Below are 21031 nucleotides of genomic sequence, written 5' to 3'. Positions count from 1 at the left end.
CCTCCTCACAATGATTTACGATGATGTCCTGCAGCCAAAGCTCGCAGTCATCCAAGTAGGTAATTTCGTCTCTCATAATCAAATGCTTGCTATTGATTAAAAGGGCTCGCTCGCTTCGAGGAAATCCGAAAATGAACCGTTTCGGAGTCACCGCCGTAGACCCTTCCATCTTCAGGGAATAGCTTGGCTTTATCCAGATAGCGTGCCCGAGAGCGGCGACGCTGATTTCTATGGATGCATGCTTCCCTATTTTCGGTCCGATGGGCGCAGCCTGAATATCGAACGCGAATTGGATTTCCGGCCCTTCGAAGGACTGATGAACCAGCACAATTGCAACTGATCGATTACACCTACCCCAACCCTCACCCGCCAGCCCAAATTTTTCCGGATCATTCGGATGGCTTCGCGAGCCAATTTTTATCCACCTTTCCAGCTCGTTGAGGGTCTTGGCGTGGCGCCTGTATGTGCATCCTAAAAGGTGTTGATCGCGTTCCGGTCTGAAATTTTCACGTCCAGCAGCGCCGTAGTCAGCATGTCTGGTTCGACCTGCAATGCGACGCCTGCGTCCAGCGCCTCGACGACAGAATATTCGATAGTCCAAATATGGGGTCCGACGATAACGGATTTGCCGAGGGCAATGGGTTCGATGATATTGTGCGAACCGCGCGGCGTGTAGCCGCCGCCGACCACTGTGACGTCGCAGAGCTCCAAATAAAAATACATTTCGCCCAATGAGTCGCCGAGCAAAATATCTGCCCCCTGAATATCGGGGCCAAACGCGAGGGATCGCTGAAACAATCGGTGCGGCGGACGTAGCATAGCCCGGCTTCGTCGAGCTTCCGGGCAACAGCATCGAACCGTTCTGGCGCGCGCGGAACGAAAACGAAAAAGGGTTTCTTTTCCGACCGAGACAAAACGGTGCGGATCGTGTCGATAAAGAGGTCTTCCTCATTTTCCACCACCGAAGCCAAGGCCACGACAATGCGGTCCCTCGTGAGCGCGGCGTTCGCAGCGTGGGCGGCGGCAATCAATTCTGGCGCGATGGCCTGGTCAAATCGCAGCTCGCCGGTAAGCTGGATATTGGGAACGCCGACCGAGGCGAAACGGTCGGCCGCGATCACCATTTCGGTTGCGACTGAAGTCAAAATTTCGATGCCTCTCGTGACATTGCTACGCAATGCACGAATGGTAAAAGATGAGCGTGGCCGTTATCTCCCCTCTCATGCATCTTTGATGTCTTGCCGCGCAATGAACAATATCTTCATCGAACGGCTGTGGCGGCCCCTCAAGCAGGAGGCCGTATACTTTCAAGAATTGCAGGACGGGCTCCAAGCCAAACGCGTGATTAAAGATTGGATCAGCTTCTACAACATCGAGCGGCCCCACTTCGCTCTCGACAAACGATCACCCAGCGACGCTTTCTTCACAAATGAACAGACGCAGAAGTCCGCATGAAACCAACCAGATCACATCATAGCAGAGCCGCAAACCTGTTCTATAAAGCAGGACCACTTCAGTACTGCGCCGGTTTGCAGCAAGCTAGGGTGCCAAAGCGGCAATGCCGACTGTTGCTCACAGCCCTTGAGGCGAGGTTTTCTCAACAGACATGAGGACGTCTGGATCTATGCCGCGCTCTTTCGCGCTGGTGCGAATGGCTTGCTGTATGGCCGGGCTACGGGCAAGCAGGCGACGGAAACGTTCGGCGTCGAGGACCAGAAGTGTTGACGGAGCAATCGCGCGCACCTGTGCACGAACCGCTTTCTTCGTCAGGATCGCCATTTGGCCGAACATCTCGCCACCACCACGGCGCCACGTTTGCCCCGCACTTTCCAACTCGACTGCGCCCGATGCGATAAAATAAACGCTGTCAGCGGGACCGTCTTTGGCAATTATGACTTCGCCGGAGTTCACGTAAACTGTCTTGAGCGCACGTCCCAACTTTTTGAGAGCCGCGTCCTCAATCCCGACAAACAACGGGAAACGTTTTACAAGTTCCAGCCGTTGAATAGCAATGTCGAGCGTCGGGCGTTGCTCGGATGCGGCGCGTTGAACATTCAATCTTTGCATAAGGGATGTATATACTTCTGCGCCGATCAACCCGTCCTCGCGCATAATGGTGTATTCACGCTCCTCAAGTCGCAGCGCGGTCCGCCGGATGAAACGGCGTTCGAGTTTTTCCGCGTATCCGGGATATTGCAGGCGGAGGCCCTCTAATGCGGTCTCCATGGCTTCGACCCGCCGCGCCAGCAATTCGTGCAGCAAATCGGCCACCCGTCGCCCGTGGATGCGGCGGATGCGGCTGTCGATGAACGCATCAAGGTCTCGCAGGATTAGCCGTTGAGACAACAAAATCTCAAAGCGGTCGGCGGTCATTCGGGCCAATGGCCCCGACCAGCGCAGCCGACGCTGTAGCGCGACTCCAATTTTGAAGCCCCGACCGTAGGACACGCTGCGCCGGGCAGCCCGTTGGTAGCCGTTTCGCCCGTCAGATCGTGCCCCTTCAATCAGTCGGTCGGCATCTGACAGGACTTGTTCGGCCATCCGCTGCGAGATTGTGCGTTCGCGCATTCGAACGAGGATGGTGTCGCGCTCGTGCCCAGCCAAAGCGATCAGGCCCAAAGTGATCCGGTCCCGATCAAGAATTTCGGCACCGTCCTCGGCGGCTTGAACCGTTTGATCAAGACGTTCACCGAAGTTTTTGGCCTCGGAACGGACAATCTCCCGCGTCAATTCGTAGTTTTCGGTTGTCCTTTCGACGTCTTCCCGCACGGTTTGCAGGGCGACGGCGACCACTTGGCGTGACAAGGCTTCGTCTATCGGCGAAAGGCGGTCCAATCCAAGCCACCTGATTACGGTTCTTAGGGTTGTCCCCTGCACGACAAGAGTGAAAAGCGTGAAGCCCGTCGCGAGGATCCCCACGACGCGCTTTACCTCAATCGGGACGCGGATGCTTTCAGTGACGGCCAATGCCAGCGCCAGCGTGACTGCCCCGCGCAGTCCGCCCCAAAGGATCGCCACACGGTAGGGGCGTTCAACTTCTGGTGACAGGCGGAGCACCGTCAGCAGGGGAAGTAATCCGAACAAAATCACCATCCGTGCAACGACAGCCGCGCAAATCACGACACCGACCAGCACAAAATCTTCGGTTCTCACTTCTTCCAACAGTCGAGGGATGAGCAACGCAGCCAGAATAAAAATCAAGGCACCGGCCCAATGTGCCAACAGGGCCCAGACCTCGTTCAGGTTTGTCCATGTCTGGGGCGACAAACGCCGGGGGCCCGTCAGGTTCATGGTGAGACCCGCGGTCACAACTGCAATCACGCCCGATGCGCCGATTAACTGTTCCGAACCGATATAGACAAGATACGGCAGCGCGACCGAAACGGAAATCTGCGCGCGTTCATAATGAACAAAAGTCGACATCGCCCAGATAGAAAGGCGTGCGGTAAACCAACCGGCGATTGCACCGCCCCCGATCAGCAACGGGAACTGCCCCAAGGCATCCGTCAGCGTTGGATCCGGCATGCCAAGCATCACAAACCCCATGAACAAACCAAACAGCGCGATCGCTGCGGCATCGTTCAGCAGGCTCTCTCCTTCGATGATACGCGCGAGCCGCCGCGGCGCGGAAATCGAGCGGAAAATAGACACAACGGCCGAAGGGTCTGTGGTTGAAACGATGGCGCCGATCAACAGGCACGCCGCAAGCGGCAAGGTGCTGGCCCAAGCCAGCGAGTAGCCAACACCCAACGTGGCAACGACGACAGCCACAACTGCCAGCACCAAAATCGGCACCCAGTCGTCCAGCATACGCCGCAAATTCATGCCCAGCGTTGCCTGAAACAACAGCGTTGGCAGGAACACATACAGGAAGACGTTTGAGCGGATCGGCAAGCCGAGAATCGCCTCTGCGACCGGGTTCAATGCGTCCGTCAGGTCAGTGCGCAGAAAAAAGATCGCGCCTGCGCCAATAAGGATACCAACAAGTGCGAGGATTACGCTGTAGGGCAGCCGCAGCCGTGCCGCCAGCGGCTCGGCCGCGGCGATAACCAGAAAGAGCGATGAGATAACAGCTGTAATCAGTATGATGTTCATGGGTGCGAAATAGCAGAGATTCAATCAGGAGAAAATCAGGGTTAGGCAAGAACCACTGAAATGCTCGTTCAATGAACGAAGTTCATGAGTCACACTGGTCGGAAAATAGTTAATTTCCGTAAAATCAACGTTTAACAGGGCTACGAAGAGCCGCGATAATGGCCCATGATACGGTTCACAAACCGCGACATTCCTATAACTCGACGCATCAGCCTATGTCTGGTTCCCGATAATCGTACGCCTTATCGAGATTGCAGCGCACAGAAACGGAGTGTCGAACTTGAACTGTGCAAGCCGCCATTTCTTCAAGCGTTACGAATTACAGCAATTGGAGTGGCCCACTGAAAGTGGTCAACCAACTGAGATAAATTCGTCCCGCAAATTGGAGGATCAGCGATGGCTGAGAGCGAGGTCATTATGCAACTGCGGGCAGGCAGGGTCTTGCGCGGTCAGGCCGGCTATTTTGACAATTTCACTGCGGCAGGCTTGTAGCGAGTGTTCAATTCTATGCGCCAAAGCATGAATTCCTAAATAGGAAAACAAATTGCATGATCCCTCCATCCCAAACCAAACACTTTAAAAGAAGTGCCCCGAAGGTCCGTACATAACAACATTAGCTGCACCTCAGGAGCGCAACTTCGAGTCCATACTCGACCGTAGGGCCCGCTTGAAATGCCTCACCTTCAGCGGGTCAATTACCGCCTTTTTGACACGTTCGCTTGGATGCTCGTCACGCTTGCGGTTCAGCGTTGCCTCGGATCATACACTGAGTTTCCGGGGCTCGCATTCAACGTATTTTACCAAATGGGTGGGGCCGCAATTTCACAAATGAACGGGCCACCGAATAAAAATCCGAACCATTTTTTATGATGTCTGCTGTTCCTCTGACGTAATTGAAGGGATTTCAGTTCGCTCTTCTTCTTGGGCACCGCAGAGCAGCTCGACGGCTCGATCGGCGGCATCCTGAAAAGGCTCCAACACAAGATCGGCACCCGAGGCGAGCAGTTCCTCGGTGTCGCGCGGTTGATGCGAGGCAACCGCGATCCGGCCACAGAAGCCAGACGTCCGGGTCAACTGGATCAACGTTGTACGCGTGTCTTCGTGGCTGAGACCTGTAGGATGAATCGGGACAGTCGCCACAATCCATTCCGCGTGCGGCAGGGGCAGTTCGGCCACGAATTCGGGATCGGTCGCATCTCCGAATTCGGTCTCAAGCCCAAGTTCGCGCCAGCGCCTGATCGCCAAAGGGTTGAAATCAACGCCAAGCGCCTTGATGCCGCGTTTTTGAAGCCTGATACCGATTGCGGTGCCGAAACGCCCCAGCCCGAAAATGATAACCTTGTGACCCTCATTGCGATGTGCGCCTGCCTCGGAGGGTTCGCGCGGGGTGCCCTTGCGCTCGAACACACCCAAGAACCGCTCGAATACGGCATAAAGCTGGTGCGAATAGGTGATCATGTAAGTCGAGGCCGCGATGGTTACGAGACCAACCATGGTGACAAGGCCAAGGACATCCTCTTGAACATGTCCCAGCGACACCCCCATAGCCACGAAGATTAAGGAAAACTCGCTGATCTGTGCAACCGTCAGGCCGGCAAGAAAACCTGTCCGGTTGCGATAGCCCAAAGCCCCCATGATCACGAGTACGATCAGCGGGTTCCCGATCAGAACGAAGAGCGAAAAGATGATCGCGCCAGTGACATGCGTGCCCAGAAGCGACAGATCAAGTGTCGAGCCAAGGGCGATGAAAAAGAAAAGCAGCAGGAAATCGCGCAACGATGCAAGGCGGGCCGCGATGGTTTCACGATACGGCGTCGACGCAAGAGCCACGCCCGCCAGAAGCCCGCCGACCTCCATGCCCAGCCCCACGATATCGCCAGTCGCCGCGAACATTGCCGCCATTGCAATGGCAAAGATCACCAGAAGTTCGGGCACATGGGCCAGACGCTCTGTCAGTGGATCGGCGATATAGCGCACGAACAAGATAACGAGTGCGACCATAGCGACGCCGGCCCCCAACACCATCGTCACAGACCCGCCGCCGTGGCCATCGCCTGCCGCACCAATTCCGACTGCAGACAACACGATCATGGCCAGAACCACGACAAGATCCTGCACGATCAGGAAACCAAGGGCGATCTGCCCGTGCAGGCTGTCGATCTCGCGCTTGTCCGACAGAAGTTTCACGATGATGATCGTTGACGAAAACGTAAGCGCGACGGCAACATAGAGGCTTGTGATCGCGCTCAGCCCCAAAGCCAAACCGATCAGGAATCCGAAGATCGAGGTAAAGGCGACCTGGCCGAGACCCGTCAGAAGCGACACGGCTCCAAGTGAGCGGATGAGTTTTACATCGAGCTTGATGCCCACAAGAAAGAGCAACACGGCGATGCCAAGCTCGGACAGAAGGCTGATTTGTTCATCCGAGCGCACAACATCCAGCGCCGAAGGCCCTGCGATCAGACCGACGACGATGAAGCTGACGATCAGCGGTTGGCGCAGAATGATCCCAATGAACCCGATTACCGCCGCCATCACCAAAAGTGCGGCGATCTCCGTAAACGGCGACTGAACAATCACTTCCATCAATTCTCCTGCTCCTTCTTGAATGCGGCCTTATCTTCTGCGCGGGGTTTTCCGTAACCCCGTTCAACTATGTAGCGGGTCGTGTCGCATGGCCTTTAAGCAAAGCAACGAGATCACCCGGGCGGGACCGCCATCTATTGCCGATGTCAATTGCACAGGGCTTGCCGTCCTTGATCCCGCGCCGAACCGTCACCTCGCTGACCTTAAATAGGGCAGCCGTTTTCTTAAGGGTCTGACATTGCTTTTGGAATATGCTGAATGCCTTTTCACCGTATTGGTATTCCTATAACGCATTATCGCGAGAGTTAAATAATCCAGACAGTTTTTCGAGCGGTTTGACGTTCGAAAACCCGATGGATCGAGAAGGCGGGGAAGGACGTAATTCGATGAAGATGATCATGGTGGCCACGGATTTCTCTGAACGATCAGATAGGGCACTTCGGCGCGCCACATTGCTTGCACGGCAGTTTGAGGCCAAGCTTCACCTCGTCCATGTTGTTGACGATGATCAGCCAAAACGAGTCGTCGATACCGAGCACGATCAAGCGTCCAAGCTTCTTCGCCAGTTAGCCGAAACTATCCGGAACGTGGATGGCGTAAGCTGCGACATTCGGGTCATGCTGGCGTCGCCTTTCGCCGGGATTGTCAGGGCTGCAAAAGAACTGGGACCCGACCTGCTGGTCATGGGGCCACATCGGCGACAAGTTCTCAGTGATGTCTTTATCGGCACCACCGTAGAACGGACCATCCGATCGGTGGCCTGTCCCGTCCTCATGGTGAACGCGACGCCTGCGGGGCGTTACAAATGTGTTTTGCAGACAACCGATCTTTCTGAGGGCCCCGCGACGCGCTTCGGCGCCTCCCCTCGCTCGGGATCACCCAGCATGCAAAAAACTCTCTTCTTTACGTGTTTGATGCTCCTGCGCTTCGCTTGAGTTTGAGTGGAACGATTACCGAGGAAAATCAGCAGATTTACCTTGATGGCGAGAAGCATACAGCAGAGCGGGACCTCGCGGAATTCGTTGCCTCATCTGAACTGGGTGAATGCCGGAAAATTGTGCGACATGAAACAACATCAGCACCGAGGGAAATTCTAAAAGCCGCACAATCGGAAAAAGCCGACCTGATCGTGCTGTCGACCCGGGGGCGCAGCGTCGTGAATAAAATGATCTTGGGCAGTGTTACTGAGCAGGTGTTGCGTGTCTCGACCATTGATGTTCTTGCAATTCCGCCAACATCCACCGCTTTGCCAGATTGACGAGGCGTCGCAAAACTGAACCCACATAATACGGTTCAAAAACTGCCGAACCCCTTCCCCAGTGCAATGATCATAACGCAGGCGATCGTGGGCACCAGCACCGCCACCACGAAGATATCCCCGTAGGCCTGCTTGTGGCTCATCCCGCAGATCCCCAGAAGTGTGACGACTGCGCCGTTGTGCGGCAGCGTATCAAGGCCTCCTGTCGCAACAGCGACAACGCGGTGAAGCAGCGCCGGATCGACCCCCTGAGCCGATGCCTGCGTCATCAGGGACGGACCCAGCACGTCCAGCGCGATCGACATGCCCCCCGATGCAGATCCGGTAATGCCGGCCAGTGCGCTTGATGACAACGCAGCCGAGATCAGGACATTGCCGCCCGAAAGCCCGTCCAGGCTTGCCCGCAATACCTCGAAGCCCGGCAAAGATGCCATCACCGCGCCAAAGCCCACGAGGCTGGCTGTATTGAACAAAGGCAGCAGGGCAGACTCCGCGCCGGTGTTGAGCACTTGCATCATCTTGGGCGGGCGACTGAGGACAAGCGCCAGAGCCAGCGCCACCCCAAGTGCCGTGATCACCGACCACAGCCCTCTGACCCGCGACAGCTCGGTCATGCCGTATGCGGGAAGGGCAAGATATCCGGTGTCCAACGCGGGCAGGAGCACGTTGCCCATCAGCAACGTGACCACCCCGACCGAGAGGATCGGCACCAGCGCGATCCACAGCGGTAGGGACGGCGCATCCGGTGTGGTGCCGGGCGCATCAGGCGCCGCATCACCGGCAAGCGACCGCACGCGGAATTGCAGCCAGACGAGCCCGAGGGTCAGCATGACACCGCCCGCGATCAGCCCCAGACCGGGGGCTGCAAAGGCTGTCGTGCCAAAGGTTGCCATCGGGATCGCATTCTGGATTGATGGCGTGCCGGGCAGGGCCGTCATGGTAAAGGTAAAGGTGCCCAGTGCGATAGCCGCCGGGATAAGCCGTGCCGGCAGCCCGGTTTGCGCGAACAAGGCGCGCGCCAGCGGCCATGCTGCAAAGGCCACCACGAAAAGCGACACCCCGCCATAGGTCAGCAGGGCGCAACTCAGCACCACAGCGAGTATGGCGTTTTGCGGCCCCAGCTTGTTGACAATAGCAGAGGCTAAACACTCGGCGGCTCCCGAGGCTTCCATCACCTTGCCAAACAACGCGCCCAGCAAAAACAGGGGAAAGAAGGCCACTACAAAACCCCCTGCCGCCTGCATGAAGACCTGCGTATACCCCGCGAGAACCGGCGTTCCCGACGCCATCGCCGCAAGCATGGTCAGCGCAGGCGCAAGCACGAGCACGGATACACCGCGCCACGCGCCTACAATGAGTGTCGCCAAGGCTAAAAGGATCAGGAAAATGCTCATTGAGGCCCCTCTTGCTGCGGTGCAGCATACACAGATAACTCAGGAGATGCGAGAGGCCTGTGAGGACAGCGTGCTGCCGCTACTCCAAAAACTCCAATGCCCCGTTGAACCATCCACTCCCCACGCATTTAGGTCAATCAGGCCGGGCTAAGCTGTGCCCACAGCACGCGGCGGAAAGCCCCGCATCCCGGCCATTCATTTTGTTGATATGCTGCGCGGCGCACGAATGACCTGTTCGGTGCTTCCGCTTTCCAGCATCGGCTATACCAGCCAATGTCGGCTACCCGTCATTGGCTTTTTCGCTAAACGGCGCAGCTCATTAGCGTCAAACTAGCCATTCGCTGCGACTGCGCAATCAGGCGCTTGAACTCGAAGACGAGATCAAGCAACGTCACAGCGCCGCCCATTCACACCGTCACCGACTGTGAACAGCTCTAAGAGATCTGAATATGCGACAAAAAACGCCAGAGGAAGTCGAAGCTATGGCTTTGGAAACACCGTCTTCGGCGCCGGCGGTTTCGGAGATTAAGCTGTTTGGGGTCGATGACAGAGACCGTTATTATTTAGACATCTTGCGTGTCAGACAATCTGACAGGCGTAAATACTGCCTCCTAACCCATCACGACCGTATAGACGACATGACCCTTTCCATGAGATTTCCGCGCAAGCGGAAGGAGGCTGGGGTCATCAGTATTCAGGTTCCGTTTAGGGGAACCCCCTATCAAGGCAAGGCTATTTCCGTTGAGTTCTTGGATTTACACAGGCAACCCCACCCAAATCGCGAAATCGACGTTTGGAACTTCAAAGTGGACGATCATGATGTGTCCTTCGAGCGCTATTCAAGCGGGCATATTTACACGATATTGCTTCCCGTCGCTGAGCTTTGGAAATTTGCCGGTGATTGGGGGATTTCCTCAAATATGACTTTGCAGGGTGAGGCGCATGAGGACTTGGGAAATATGGTGCTCATGGAATCTGAGAGGGGCTATAGGGCCCTTGTAGATTGTTGGCGCTAAAACGATATCTGACACATTTGGATCAGGCGTGATTGCCAGAACATCGCGCAACGCACGCGCGATCCATCAGGCAATAGAACTGGTTCACCCCGCGCTTTTCTGCGCGGCGATGGCATCTGCTATGATCTGATAGGCCGTATCGTAATCTATACCGGCGCTCTCGGCGCATTGCTCTACCGTGGCACCATGGGCATAATTATTGAGCACGTCACGTATCGTTTCGAGATCCACGCCCGTCATGATCTTATCGTTCTTATCGGCGGCACCCCTCATGGAACCTCACTTTTCTGGACCATCATCATGACCTACTTTAGACGGCCAGCACGAAGTCTCAGCCATTTTTCTGTTTCGGCCGCTTGGTGTAGCGGTATCGTGTCATCTATTTCCATCATTCAGGACTCTATACTATGGCGCAAGAACCCGAGAACATATTACGCCAGCATGATCTGTTCCACGGCCTCAACAAACGCGGCAAAGCGCTTTTGCAGGCGAACCGATTTGAAGAGGCCCTGCGGACCTCTCGAGACGCGCGCGACTTGGCGGAAGGCTATTTAAGGCAAGACCCTGAAAACGAGCATTGGCGCGGCTACCTCTGTGTCAGCCATGATCGCATCGGCACCATCTTGTTCAAACAAGGCCTCTATGATGAGGCTTTGCAGGCCTATCGTGACTGCCTTGCAATCCAAGAGCGCCTTGAAGATAGAATTCCAAAAACCACTGTCGGACAAGAAAACATCGCCCGCAGTCATGACAAAATCGGAGCGACCTTGATCAAATTGGGCCGCACCGATGAAGGGCTAAAGGCGCAAAGGGATGGGCATGCCATCCGCGAAGGCCTCCCCGAGGTCGAGCGCGCCAGCCGTGAGTGGCGAGATGGATATTTTTAGTCCTATTGTCGAAGGCGACCGAAACACCCTTATTCGCAATGATAGCTGTCGTGTTTCGAAGGGATTGCCACGATGATTTTCGCCTCGTCATTAGAACGCCTCGCCTCCGTCGGGACCAATGATTTGACCGAGCAGCATGCGATCAGAAAAGAGTGGTCAGAGATTTTCGCAATGGATTTCGGACATTTCGACACCTTCTATAACCTCATTGTCAACGCAGGCCAGACCCTATTGGGCATAGAGCCGTCTTCCCGGCAGCCCTATGCATTCACACGACAGAGCGCCGATGTTTTTCTCTACACCGCTTCGGACGCGGGCTATCTGGTCGCCATTGGCTCAAAGTCCGCGATTGAAGAAAGACTCTCACGGCATAATGAAACGATTTTGTCTTTGATTGCTCAGATGACGGCTGCGGCAAAGCACCGACAAGATCTTGCCGTGGCCGTGGACGCGCTCATGTCGCTGTATTTCTATCATGTCTCCTATGGTGATGTTGCCAAGGGTTTGCACGCGGATATCGGACGCATCATTCCCGAAACGGTGATGGCCTTTCCCGCGCAGACATTCCCTTTCGCGCTCTCCCTGCTGTCGCATGGTGCGCATGCCGCCGAACCTATAAGCCAGATCATGATTTTCTATGTGGTAGACCGCGGGGACGTTGCACATAACCTCTGTCAGGCGGTCGCCGAGGGCACGATAGACTTGCGCAGGGACCGCAAATGGCTCCGCGAGTTAGGCCCCGCAATCATGGGGCCTGTTGCCCAAGCTGTGCGCGATAATCGCCCTGAAATATGCGACGCCTTTGTGTCGGCCTTCGTCCTGACTCCGCTTCACTGCAACCCGCAGAGCCGTGAAGAGCAGATTGAGAGCCTTGAAACCGACCTTTCCATTTTACGTGCTCGGCTAAAGAGCTTTGAAAGATGGCTCAAGGCACCGACGCCTGTCACAGCGCAGGATACCTCTTTGGTGCTCGACATCTCCGAAAAGCAAGAAGAGCTGGAGCGCGTTAAGACCGACTTTGAGGCATGGACAAAGGAACGCTGGGATTTCGCCATCCGCCAGGTCGCAACCCGGCCAGACAATCGCGCCACACTTCATGCGATCCGGACCGGACTGTCGCCGCTCCTCAGCTCTGAGTTAGAACACCTTCTTTCAGATGCGGCCAAGGTGACAGCTGGCAAGGATTGAAACGTTACCTTTGGCATTTCGAACAACGATTGCCGAACTTGGGTGTAGGGCTGTGGTTAGGACGAGGAGCGGACGTTCTCGGCGGTCGCGAATGATTAACCCGGCAACTGGCAGGCAAACAATTGCGGACGACTAAAACTTGGGCGGCCCCACTCTATTTGTCAGACTGAGGGATATTTCTCGAAGACCATGTGACGGAAATTCCATGCTCTGGCGTAGTACAGGTTATCGCCATAGTTTCTGCCCGAAAGGCTTTCGTTTATGAAAACATCCCGCATTCTATTTCCTCTCGTCTTGGCGTTGATCGCAGTTGGCGGCTGGTATTATCTCACCCGAAACGAAGCCACGGCCCCGCCGACGACAGCGGTTGTCAGGCTTGGCACGGTAGAGGAGACGGTGTTGGCGTCGGGCACGATGGAAGCCAAGCAATTGGTCAGCGTAGGCGCACGGGTATCGGGGCAGATCGAAACACTGTCAGTCGCCCTTGGGGATGAGGTCAAGAAAGGCGATTTGATCGCGCTGATCGACAGTCAGGACCAACAGAATGCCGTGTTGACGGCAAGGGCCAATCTGGCAAATATCAAGGCCCAGATCGCCGCCAAGAATGCCAGCTTGGTCAAGGCAGAGCTGACCTTGGCGCGGCAAGTAAAGCTGATTACCTCGGACTACGTTTCGAAAGAGGCACTGGACGCCGCACAGGCCGAAGTCGATGTTAACAAGGCAGAACTTGACGCGCTGAACGCACAGAAAGATAGCGTTGAGGTCACTGTTTCGACCGCGCAAATCGCGCTTGACCGGACTAAGATCACGGCGATTTCTGGCACAGTCGTTGCGATCGTAACCGATGAAGGCCAGACGGTGAACGCTTCGCAAAGCGCGCCGACAATTGTCAAGCTGGCCAATCTGGACAAGATGGTCGTGAAGACAGAAATATCCGAAGTCGACGTGGTGCATGTGAAGCCTGGGCAGCAGGTGTTCTTTACCATTTTGGGCGAACCGGATCACCAGTTTTCTGCCACTGTTCGCGCGGTTGAACCTGCGCCGTCGGCAATTGAAACCAGCGACACCATTTCGACCGACGTAGCGATCTATTACAATGGGTTGCTGGAAGTTGATAACCCAGACCATTTGCTGCGCATCGGTATGACAGCTGAGGTTTCGATCGTATTGGACAGGGTCGAGGATGTGCTGTCCGTTCCGTCTTCGGCGCTGACAAAAACCGCTGATGGCTATACCATCAAATTGTATGATAACGCCGATGGCTCAATGACCACAGTGCCGGTTGTGGTCGGGCTGAACAATAAGATCAGGGCCGAAATAAAATCGGGTTTAAAGGAAGGTGACGTGGTTGTGACCGGCATAGCCGCTACGGCCCCCAAGGCGTCACAAAGTAATACGCGCACGCCTCGGGTGAGGCTATGACTATGAACGAACCGCTGATTTCTGCACATGGGATATCGCGCAGCTTTCAAGCTGGCGATGACACTATCACTGTCCTGCGCGATGTCGATGTCGACATTTGGCCGGGTGAGATGGTGGCGATCATCGGCGCATCGGGGTCGGGTAAATCAACGCTGATGAACATTCTGGGGTGCCTCGATCGCGCCAGCTCGGGCAGCTACAGCTTTGCGGGTCAGAATGTGAGTGAACTCGGCTCCGATCAGCTTGCCCAACTGCGGCGCGAACATTTCGGCTTTATCTTCCAGCGCTATCAACTTTTGCCCGATCTTGACGCTGTGAGCAATGTCGAGGTGCCTGCGATTTATGCCGGGGAAAGCAGCGCGGCCCGGCGCACGCGCGCCGCTGAGCTGCTGGGACAACTCGGCTTAGCCGACCGGCTGGACCACCGCCCCGGCGAGCTTTCGGGGGGCCAACAGCAACGGGTTTCCGTGGCACGCGCGCTGATGAACGGAGGCGAGGTTATCCTCGCGGATGAGCCCACCGGCGCGCTTGATACAAAAAGCTCCAAAGAAATGATCAATTTGCTGTTGGAGCTAAACCGCAAAGGCCACACCATTGTCATGGTCACCCATGACCCAGAGGTCGCCCAGCATGCCCATCGCACGATCGAGATCAGTGACGGGCGGATCATCTCGGATACAAAGACGGATGCCAAGGATGTCACAGATGCCAGCCGGTTGGAGCATGCCCCGCGAAAAACGGGTACAGGGGCTGCGCTTCTACGGCTGCGCGAGGCGTTCCAAATGTCGATCAAGGCGCTTTTGGCGCATCGGGTGCGCTCGGTTTTGACAATGCTGGGGATCATTATCGGCATTGCGTCTGTTGTGCTGGTGGTCGCGTTGGGAACCGGCACCAAGGAAAAGGTGCTCGACAGTATTTCAACGCTTGGGACCAGCACGATCACCGTGCGCTCGGGCACGGGGTTTGGGGCGCGTGACGCTGCCAAGGTGGAAACGCTGATGCCGTCCGATGCGGATGCGCTTGCGCTGCAACCCTATGCCGACAGCGCGTCTCCCTCCGTCGAGACCAAACGGACGGTCGTGTATCGTGGCTCCTCCTCGGAGGCAGCGATTAACGGGGTGGGCGGGGATTACTTTAATGTCCACAATTACATAATGGTGAGCGGCAGCACCTTTGCGGCCGACGATGTTGTTGGCCGTGCCCAAGTCGCGGTGATCGACGAGGACACGCGCGACACCTTTTTCGACGTAGGCGTTGACCCGGTTGGTAAAGTGCTGCTGCTGGGTGGCGTGCCGGTGCGGGTGATTGGCGTTGTGCGGTCAAGCGGGGCGAGCTTTGGCCCGGAGTCACTGAATGTATGGGTGCCCTATACGACAGTGATGGCGCGGATTTCCGGGCAGAACTTCCTCGATAGCATCGCGGTGCGGGTAAGCGATGATTACGATACCACACTTGCCGAGTCAGAGATCAACGCGTTGTTGACCACCCGCCACAGCACCAAGGATTTCTTCCTCTCAAACTCCGACACGATCCGAGATACGATGACCTCCACTACGGAAACGTTGACCTTGCTAGTGGCGATGATCGCTGTGATTTCTTTGATCGTCGGGGGGATCGGGGTGATGAATATCATGCTGGTATCCGTCACCGAGCGCACAAAAGAGATCGGTGTGCGCATCGCAATCGGGGCGCGGCGGTCGGATATTGTGGCGCAGTTCCTGATCGAAGCAGTGCTGGTTTGCCTGACAGGTGGCGTCATAGGGATCGCCGGAGCCCTGATCGGCGGGCAGATGGTGGGGTATTTCTCGTCCGATGTGCAATTGAGCTTCTCGGCTACGGCGATTGTTGTGGCTTTTCTGTCCTCAACCTTGATCGGGATCACCTTTGGCTATTTGCCAGCGCGGGCGGCGGCACGACTCGACCCGGTCGTTGCGCTCAACCACGCGTGAGAGCGACCAGGTGGTGCGAACGGTCTCGAGTGAACGTCTGCCATAGCAGGTGGTGAGGAATGAGGTTCAATCGCTATCCCCAAAGTTCAGCGATCATTTAGGATCTGTCGCGGTTTCTAGATCTATACTCAACCTCTATGGGGACAGACGTCGCCGCGAGGTGATAGAGATATGATCGAAGTTGGCGCAAACCCATGTTGCAGCCTTCCAGCTTCTAAGCTCGACCGTCTTATCGCGGTTCAATGTCCGAAAGCGATAGAGCCGCAGCGACGGGTATCTGTCGAGCAAACGTATTAATAGGAGTTAACAATAAGGAAGAAGCCAATGCAGAACCTGACAAAACAATGCGCAACCATTTTTTTCTTAGCTACCGCAGCAGTGGCTGTAATGCCAATGACGGCCATGGCGGACAGGGTAATGACAAAGCAAGACTCCCACAGCCACGGTCACAAGGCAAAGGTGGTGAAAAAGCAAAGCCATCGGCATGCAGTTGGTCACCGCTTCGCCAAACAGGACGTAATCGTTGTCAAAGATTGGCAAAAACGCGGGCTACCGCGCCCAGACCGCGACGAAGTTTACGTCACGAATGGAGGCAGTATTTACTTGGCGGCGGCTGCAACGCTTTTGGTAAAGGCTTTGATTAACTGATCACGCGACGAGAGGTGGCGCTGTCGCAGCGAATGGCTGGCCTGACGCTAATGCGCTGCGGCGCTTAGCGGAAAAGCCAATGACCGGAATGGGCCGATAGCGCCACTCCTCCCCCTCTAGGCTACCCCCGGCCACTCCCGAACGGTCGCACCTCTCCCCAACCGTGCCGAACCGCCCGTCGCTGACTGCCTCGTCTTGTGTCCTCGGAAACGCCCCAGTTTCCGCTCCAGCTCTCTCAGCTTCGCTAAAAACCGATGCCGATCATGGGTGGCAAGGTCTCGGGCTCAGTGCTGCCAATGTTCGGTCGATGTAGCCCCCCCATAACCAAGGCAGCAACCATGCGTTGTCCATCCCACAAGATCGAGAACAGCTTCGCCCGGCTCAGGGATTGGCGCCGGGCCCCGACCCGTCGCGACAGATGCCTCAAGGTCTTCCTGCCCGCATGTACCTTGGCTGCCATGGTCGTGTTCTGGTTATGCCTCCCGCCCCTTAATTCCGCGGCATGAAGGCGACGGGCACCAAGCGTCTAAAGGAGCAGACGCCATATTTCAGGGCCGGATTTTGGGTGTTTCTACTCAGTAATTGATACCAATCAACGACGTCTGTGCGGTGAAAAAGCTAAAATTACGTAAAGCGCAAAAAAGTGCGTTTTGCCTTACCGAGATATTGGGCAGCGAAATATCTCCAGTGGAAAGAGCCTAACATGACTTATACACTTGTCCCCGCCTCGGATGCTGTTTCAGCGTCTGCTGACCGCGCAGGCTCTCAAGCCCGCTCCGATATCACCGCGCTTGCCGACGGTGGCGCAATGGTAGTCTATACGCAGACCACGCAGCCGGACCCAGACGTCTATTCGTTTCTCTATGAAATGTTTGCCCAGCGCTACGATGCGGACGGGGTTGCTATGGGTGCGCCTGTTTCTATTGAGCAAACTGATGACAGTTCCAGCATGTACCCCGTTGTGACGGGCCTCGCCGATGGCGGTTATGCTGTTGGCTGGCGGGATTCAGTGACAAGGGACGCTCATGTGCGCAGCTATGATGCCGACGGCGCAATGCGCGGCGAAACGATCATTGATCTGCCTGATCGCGATGTCGGTCAACTGGCGGAAGTCACCGCCGATGGCGATCTATATGCGATTACCGCCCTGGACACTGGCGGTTTTGCGTTCACATGGAACGCGTCTTACCCGGGCATTCTAGCGCAATATGGAGGTGCGCAGATTGTCTATACACAAACATTTACTGATACTGCTGCTGCAAATGGAACGCCCTCGGCCATAACGCCTTGGGTTGGCACAGGATCCTATTCTGTCGACTATTCCAACTGGGTCGGAGAGTCTGTTTCTCTGCCAGGTGGTCGGTACATCGTCTTTATGCGGGGCGGTATTGACGCAGCCGGTAACACCAGCGACCAACCCGCGATCCTCGGGCGAGTTTTTGATCAGAGCGGAAACGCTTTGGGCGACAGCTTCATGATCAGTTCGGATGCGCCAGACTGGGAAGCAAGACCAGCGGCCACTGCAATGCCGGATGGCGGCTTTGTCGTCACTTGGTACAACGGGGACGTTTCCGCATGGCGCCGCTTCGATGCCGACGGCGTTGCCGTAACAGATGATATCGACCTTGATGCTCGGTATTACGACACTGCCGCTGCTGCTATGGAAGACGGAGGAGTGCTGATCACGGCGCGGTATATTTCGAGCGGTTCTGTCGGCTACACGACATATGCCCAACGCTATGACGAGAATAACGAAGCTGTTGGTGAGATGTTTGTCGCCACATCGCGGCGTGTGCCCGACTACGAGATAAACTACTATCACAGCCCCCTCGACATGGTGACGCTGGGCAACGGCAAGATAATGGCCCTCATCGAAGGCAGCGCCTTTTCGGATGAACTCGGCAATGATGTCTTGGTCAGATTGTATCTGCCCGACTCGCTCGGCACCTCAGGCGAAGACGAATTGATCGCGGCTGAAGGCGGAACAGCGATCTTTGGTCGCGACGGTGACGACCTGCTGCAAGGTGCTGGCGCTGCGGATTATCTTGATGGCGAAGTCGGCAATGACACGATCACCGGCGGTGATGGTGGCGACACGCTCATTGGCGGTGAAGGTGACGACAGCCTGACAGGCGGTGATGGCGATGATTTCGTCAACGCCGGTCCGGGAAACGATTCCATGATCGGTGGGGCAGGAAACGACACGGCGGCGTTTGATGTCAGGATCGCTGACATCACTTCCGTTCGGGGGCCATCGGATGCGCTGACTATCTCTTACGCGGGCAGCAGTGATGTTGTGCAAGGCTTTGAGGTATTCGAGTTTTCGGATGGCTCCTACACCGACACGCGCACCTATGCCGAAATTTTGGAGCTTCGTAACATTTACGAGTACGGGACAGTCGACGACGATACGATCGTCGGAGATTACGGCCAGGATACACTCATTGGATCATATGGCGATGACGACATCTTTGGCGAAGCTGGCGACGACTCCATAGATGGCAGGGACGGCGATGATCAGCTCTACGGTGGGATCGGCAATGACACCTTGGACGGTGGGAAGCACAACGACGAGTTGTACGGTGAGGCCGGAGATGACGTGCTGTACGCCGGCTTCGGCGACGACACTCTAGATGGCGGGGATGGAAATGACAGGGCCATTTTTAACGCGTTCCCGATTGCTGATCTCGTGGTTGGCGGGCCAGATGATGCACTCACCATCGACTACGACAACAGCTACTACAACCCACAGCACAATGTCGTAAGCAACGTCGAAACCTACGAGTTCCAGAACTACAGTGATCCCGTTGTGGTATTGAGTTACGCTGAGATTTTGGAGCTTCGAAACCGCGATATTACCGGCACCGTTGATGACGATACCCTCCCGGGGAACTACGGTGATGACACCATTAGCGGCCTTGCAGGCAACGACATGCTTCTAGGCGGAGAGGGCGATGACCGGCTGATCGGCGGCGCGGATAACGACGATCTGCAGGGCGGCGGCGGCAGCGACACGGCGGTTATCGGTGCGTCCCTAAGCTCCGGCGGCAGCCTGTCTGCGGAGTTGTACCATGTGCCGAATGGGTTAGCTGTGGCCACATCGGATGGCACGGACATTATCCATGACGACGTTGAATTCATTGAGTTTTCGGATCAAACGATCAGCTACGACGATCTTGCAGACCTGGCCCCTCCGACATTCACGGGCACGGACAATGCCGATTTGCAAACGGGCACACCCGCCGCCGAACGTTTCAATGCGATGGGAGGCAATGACTGGATGAACGTAGGGGGTGGTTCGGATACCATCGACGGTGGCGACGGACGCGACATGGTCTCGTTCTACAACCTCGCCGACACGCCGGGGCGGACCAATGTCGACTATCGCCTTGATATCGACATGCAAGCCGGCACGGCGGTTAACCACGATGGCTCCGAACAGATCGCCTTTTCCAACGTCGAGCGGATCACCACCACCATCTATGCCGACCGTATCCGCGGCACTGATGGCGATGACGAGATCCGCGCGCTAGGCAACTACGACTGGATCATCGCGACCGAGGGCAATGACACGATCGATGGCGGCTCGGGGCAGGACATGATCTCCTTCCTCGAATACCAGTCGAGCGAGGTGACCGTGGTGGCCGATGTGTTCTCGGCCAACGGCCTCCCGCCCAGCGGGGCGCTGGCGACGGGCGTGGTGATTGATCTGGCCAATTCGGCCAATAACACCGCCCTGGCCGAGGGTCTGACCCTGACGTCGGTGGAACGCATCACCGGGTCGAGCCGGCAGGATGTGTTCTATGGCGACGATGGCGAGAACGACTTCCGCGGCTTGGGCGGCTATGATTGGTTCGTCAGCTCGACCGGCGGTCGCGAGCGCTATTACGGCGGCAGCGGCACCGACACGGTGACCTATTACAACGCCTCTTCGGGCGTAACGGCGAACCTGTCGAACGGCGCTGTAACGAACGGCCGCGAGACGGGCTACGGCTCGGTCGGGGACGCGCGGAGCGACCTCTATGTCGAGATCGAGAACCTCGTCGGGTCGCGCTTCGATGACGAGCTGCGCGGTTCAAGCGAACGCAACCAGCTAAGCGGGCTTGAAGGCGACGACTTCCTGTTCGGTTATGGCGGTGTCGACTACCTGATGGGTGGGCTTGGCAACGACGTGATCGACGGTGGCGGCGGCTCGGACTATGCGCTGTTCACGGGCAATGCGGCCGATTACACGCTGACCCGTTCTGGCAACAACGTGACGGTTGTGGGCGCGGATGGCACGGACCAATTGATCGATGTCGAGTACTTCCGGTTTGACGATGGCGACGTGACCATCTGGGATCTCCGATCAGCGATACAACACCAGACTGCGGGCGTTTAGAGACGCCCGCAGTCAACCTTAGCCTAGGCCGGTTTTAGAGATCCCAGATCCTGACATCCTCGTCACCAAAGCGAAAATAATCCACGTTGATCAGAAGATCGGCCCCACCGGCCCCCACGACCGAGACGCTATTGCCGCTGCGCGTCAGCGTGTAATCGGTGGAGTTGCCGGAGAAGACCGCCTAAGTTGTTAATATTGTTTGATCCA

15 protein-coding genes are annotated in these 21031 nt (G+C 56.4%); 10 read left to right on the top strand and 5 right to left on the bottom strand.

What is annotated here, in order from left to right:
• Positions 1-471: 471 nt before the first annotated feature.
• On the bottom strand, positions 472-819 hold the full coding sequence (locus tag N4R57_04220) for a hypothetical protein (GenBank protein ID UYV38303.1): 348 nt from the start codon (positions 817-819) through the stop codon (positions 472-474).
• Positions 820-981: 162 nt separating this feature from the next.
• On the opposite strand from N4R57_04220, the gene N4R57_04215 reads away from it, so the two are divergent.
• Complete coding sequence (locus N4R57_04215) at positions 982-1455, top strand: integrase core domain-containing protein (GenBank protein ID UYV38302.1); 474 nt, start codon at positions 982-984, stop codon at positions 1453-1455.
• A 117-nt stretch (positions 1456-1572) separates the two neighbouring features.
• On the opposite strand, the gene N4R57_04210 is transcribed toward N4R57_04215, so the two are convergent.
• Both N4R57_04210 and N4R57_04205 read right to left on the bottom strand, forming a co-directional pair.
• The gene (locus N4R57_04210) at positions 1573-4095 is read right to left on the bottom strand and encodes a cation:proton antiporter (GenBank protein UYV38301.1); all 2523 of its coding nucleotides are present in this window, start codon (positions 4093-4095) and stop codon (positions 1573-1575) included.
• An 864-nt stretch (positions 4096-4959) separates the two neighbouring features.
• Positions 4960-6681 (bottom strand): cation:proton antiporter, encoded by a 1722-nt coding sequence (locus N4R57_04205; protein UYV38300.1) that lies wholly within the window; start codon positions 6679-6681, stop codon positions 4960-4962.
• 386 nt (positions 6682-7067) lie between these two features.
• On the opposite strand from N4R57_04205, the gene N4R57_04200 reads away from it, so the two are divergent.
• Complete coding sequence (locus N4R57_04200; GenBank protein ID UYV38299.1) at positions 7068-7616, top strand: universal stress protein; 549 nt, start codon at positions 7068-7070, stop codon at positions 7614-7616.
• Entirely contained in the window at positions 7589-7939 is a 351-nt protein-coding gene (locus N4R57_04195) for a universal stress protein (protein ID UYV38298.1), read from the top strand. The genes N4R57_04200 and N4R57_04195 overlap by 28 nt, the downstream gene beginning before the upstream one ends.
• A 35-nt stretch (positions 7940-7974) precedes the next feature.
• Here N4R57_04195 and N4R57_04190 read toward each other — a convergent pair whose 3' ends face one another.
• Positions 7975-9333: a GntP family permease gene (locus N4R57_04190; protein UYV38297.1), complete on the bottom strand. Its 1359-nt coding sequence runs from the start codon at positions 9331-9333 to the stop codon at positions 7975-7977.
• Between the two features lie 482 nt (positions 9334-9815).
• Between N4R57_04190 and N4R57_04185 the strand changes: the two genes are divergently transcribed.
• Positions 9816-10349 carry a hypothetical protein gene (locus N4R57_04185; GenBank protein UYV38296.1) on the top strand — a complete coding sequence of 178 codons (534 nt, stop codon included), beginning with the start codon at positions 9816-9818 and terminating at the stop codon, positions 10347-10349.
• 84 nt (positions 10350-10433) lie between these two features.
• Here the strand turns inward: N4R57_04185 and N4R57_04180 are convergent, their stop codons facing one another.
• Positions 10434-10622: a hypothetical protein gene (locus N4R57_04180; GenBank protein UYV38295.1), complete on the bottom strand. Its 189-nt coding sequence runs from the start codon at positions 10620-10622 to the stop codon at positions 10434-10436.
• A gap of 134 nt (positions 10623-10756) precedes the next feature.
• Here N4R57_04180 and N4R57_04175 point away from each other — a divergent pair, with 134 nt between their 5' ends.
• The 6 genes from N4R57_04175 to N4R57_04150 all read left to right on the top strand — a co-directional run bounded on the left by N4R57_04175 (position 10757) and on the right by N4R57_04150 (position 20824).
• On the top strand, positions 10757-11236 hold the full coding sequence (locus N4R57_04175; GenBank protein ID UYV38294.1) for a tetratricopeptide repeat protein: 480 nt from the start codon (positions 10757-10759) through the stop codon (positions 11234-11236).
• A 72-nt stretch (positions 11237-11308) separates the two neighbouring features.
• The gene (locus tag N4R57_04170) at positions 11309-12424 is read left to right on the top strand and encodes a hypothetical protein (protein UYV38293.1); all 1116 of its coding nucleotides are present in this window, start codon (positions 11309-11311) and stop codon (positions 12422-12424) included.
• A gap of 261 nt (positions 12425-12685) precedes the next feature.
• Positions 12686-13846, top strand: a complete 1161-nt coding sequence (locus N4R57_04165) for an efflux RND transporter periplasmic adaptor subunit (GenBank protein ID UYV38292.1) — start codon at positions 12686-12688, stop codon at positions 13844-13846.
• Positions 13847-13848: 2 nt separating this feature from the next.
• Positions 13849-15795, top strand: coding sequence for a MacB family efflux pump subunit (locus N4R57_04160; GenBank protein ID UYV38291.1), 1947 nt, complete (start codon positions 13849-13851; stop codon positions 15793-15795).
• Positions 15796-16119: 324 nt separating this feature from the next.
• Positions 16120-16443 (top strand): RcnB family protein, encoded by a 324-nt coding sequence (locus N4R57_04155; protein UYV38290.1) that lies wholly within the window; start codon positions 16120-16122, stop codon positions 16441-16443.
• A 703-nt stretch (positions 16444-17146) separates the two neighbouring features.
• On the top strand, positions 17147-20824 hold the full coding sequence (locus N4R57_04150; protein ID UYV38289.1) for a hypothetical protein: 3678 nt from the start codon (positions 17147-17149) through the stop codon (positions 20822-20824).
• Positions 20825-21031 lie beyond the last annotated feature (207 nt).

Source organism: Rhodobacteraceae bacterium D3-12, from assembly GCA_025916135.1.
Lineage (GTDB): Bacteria > Pseudomonadota > Alphaproteobacteria > Rhodobacterales > Rhodobacteraceae > JAKGBX01.
Note: the sequence above shows the minus strand (reverse complement) of the source record. Positions and strands in the feature narration are given on the sequence as shown.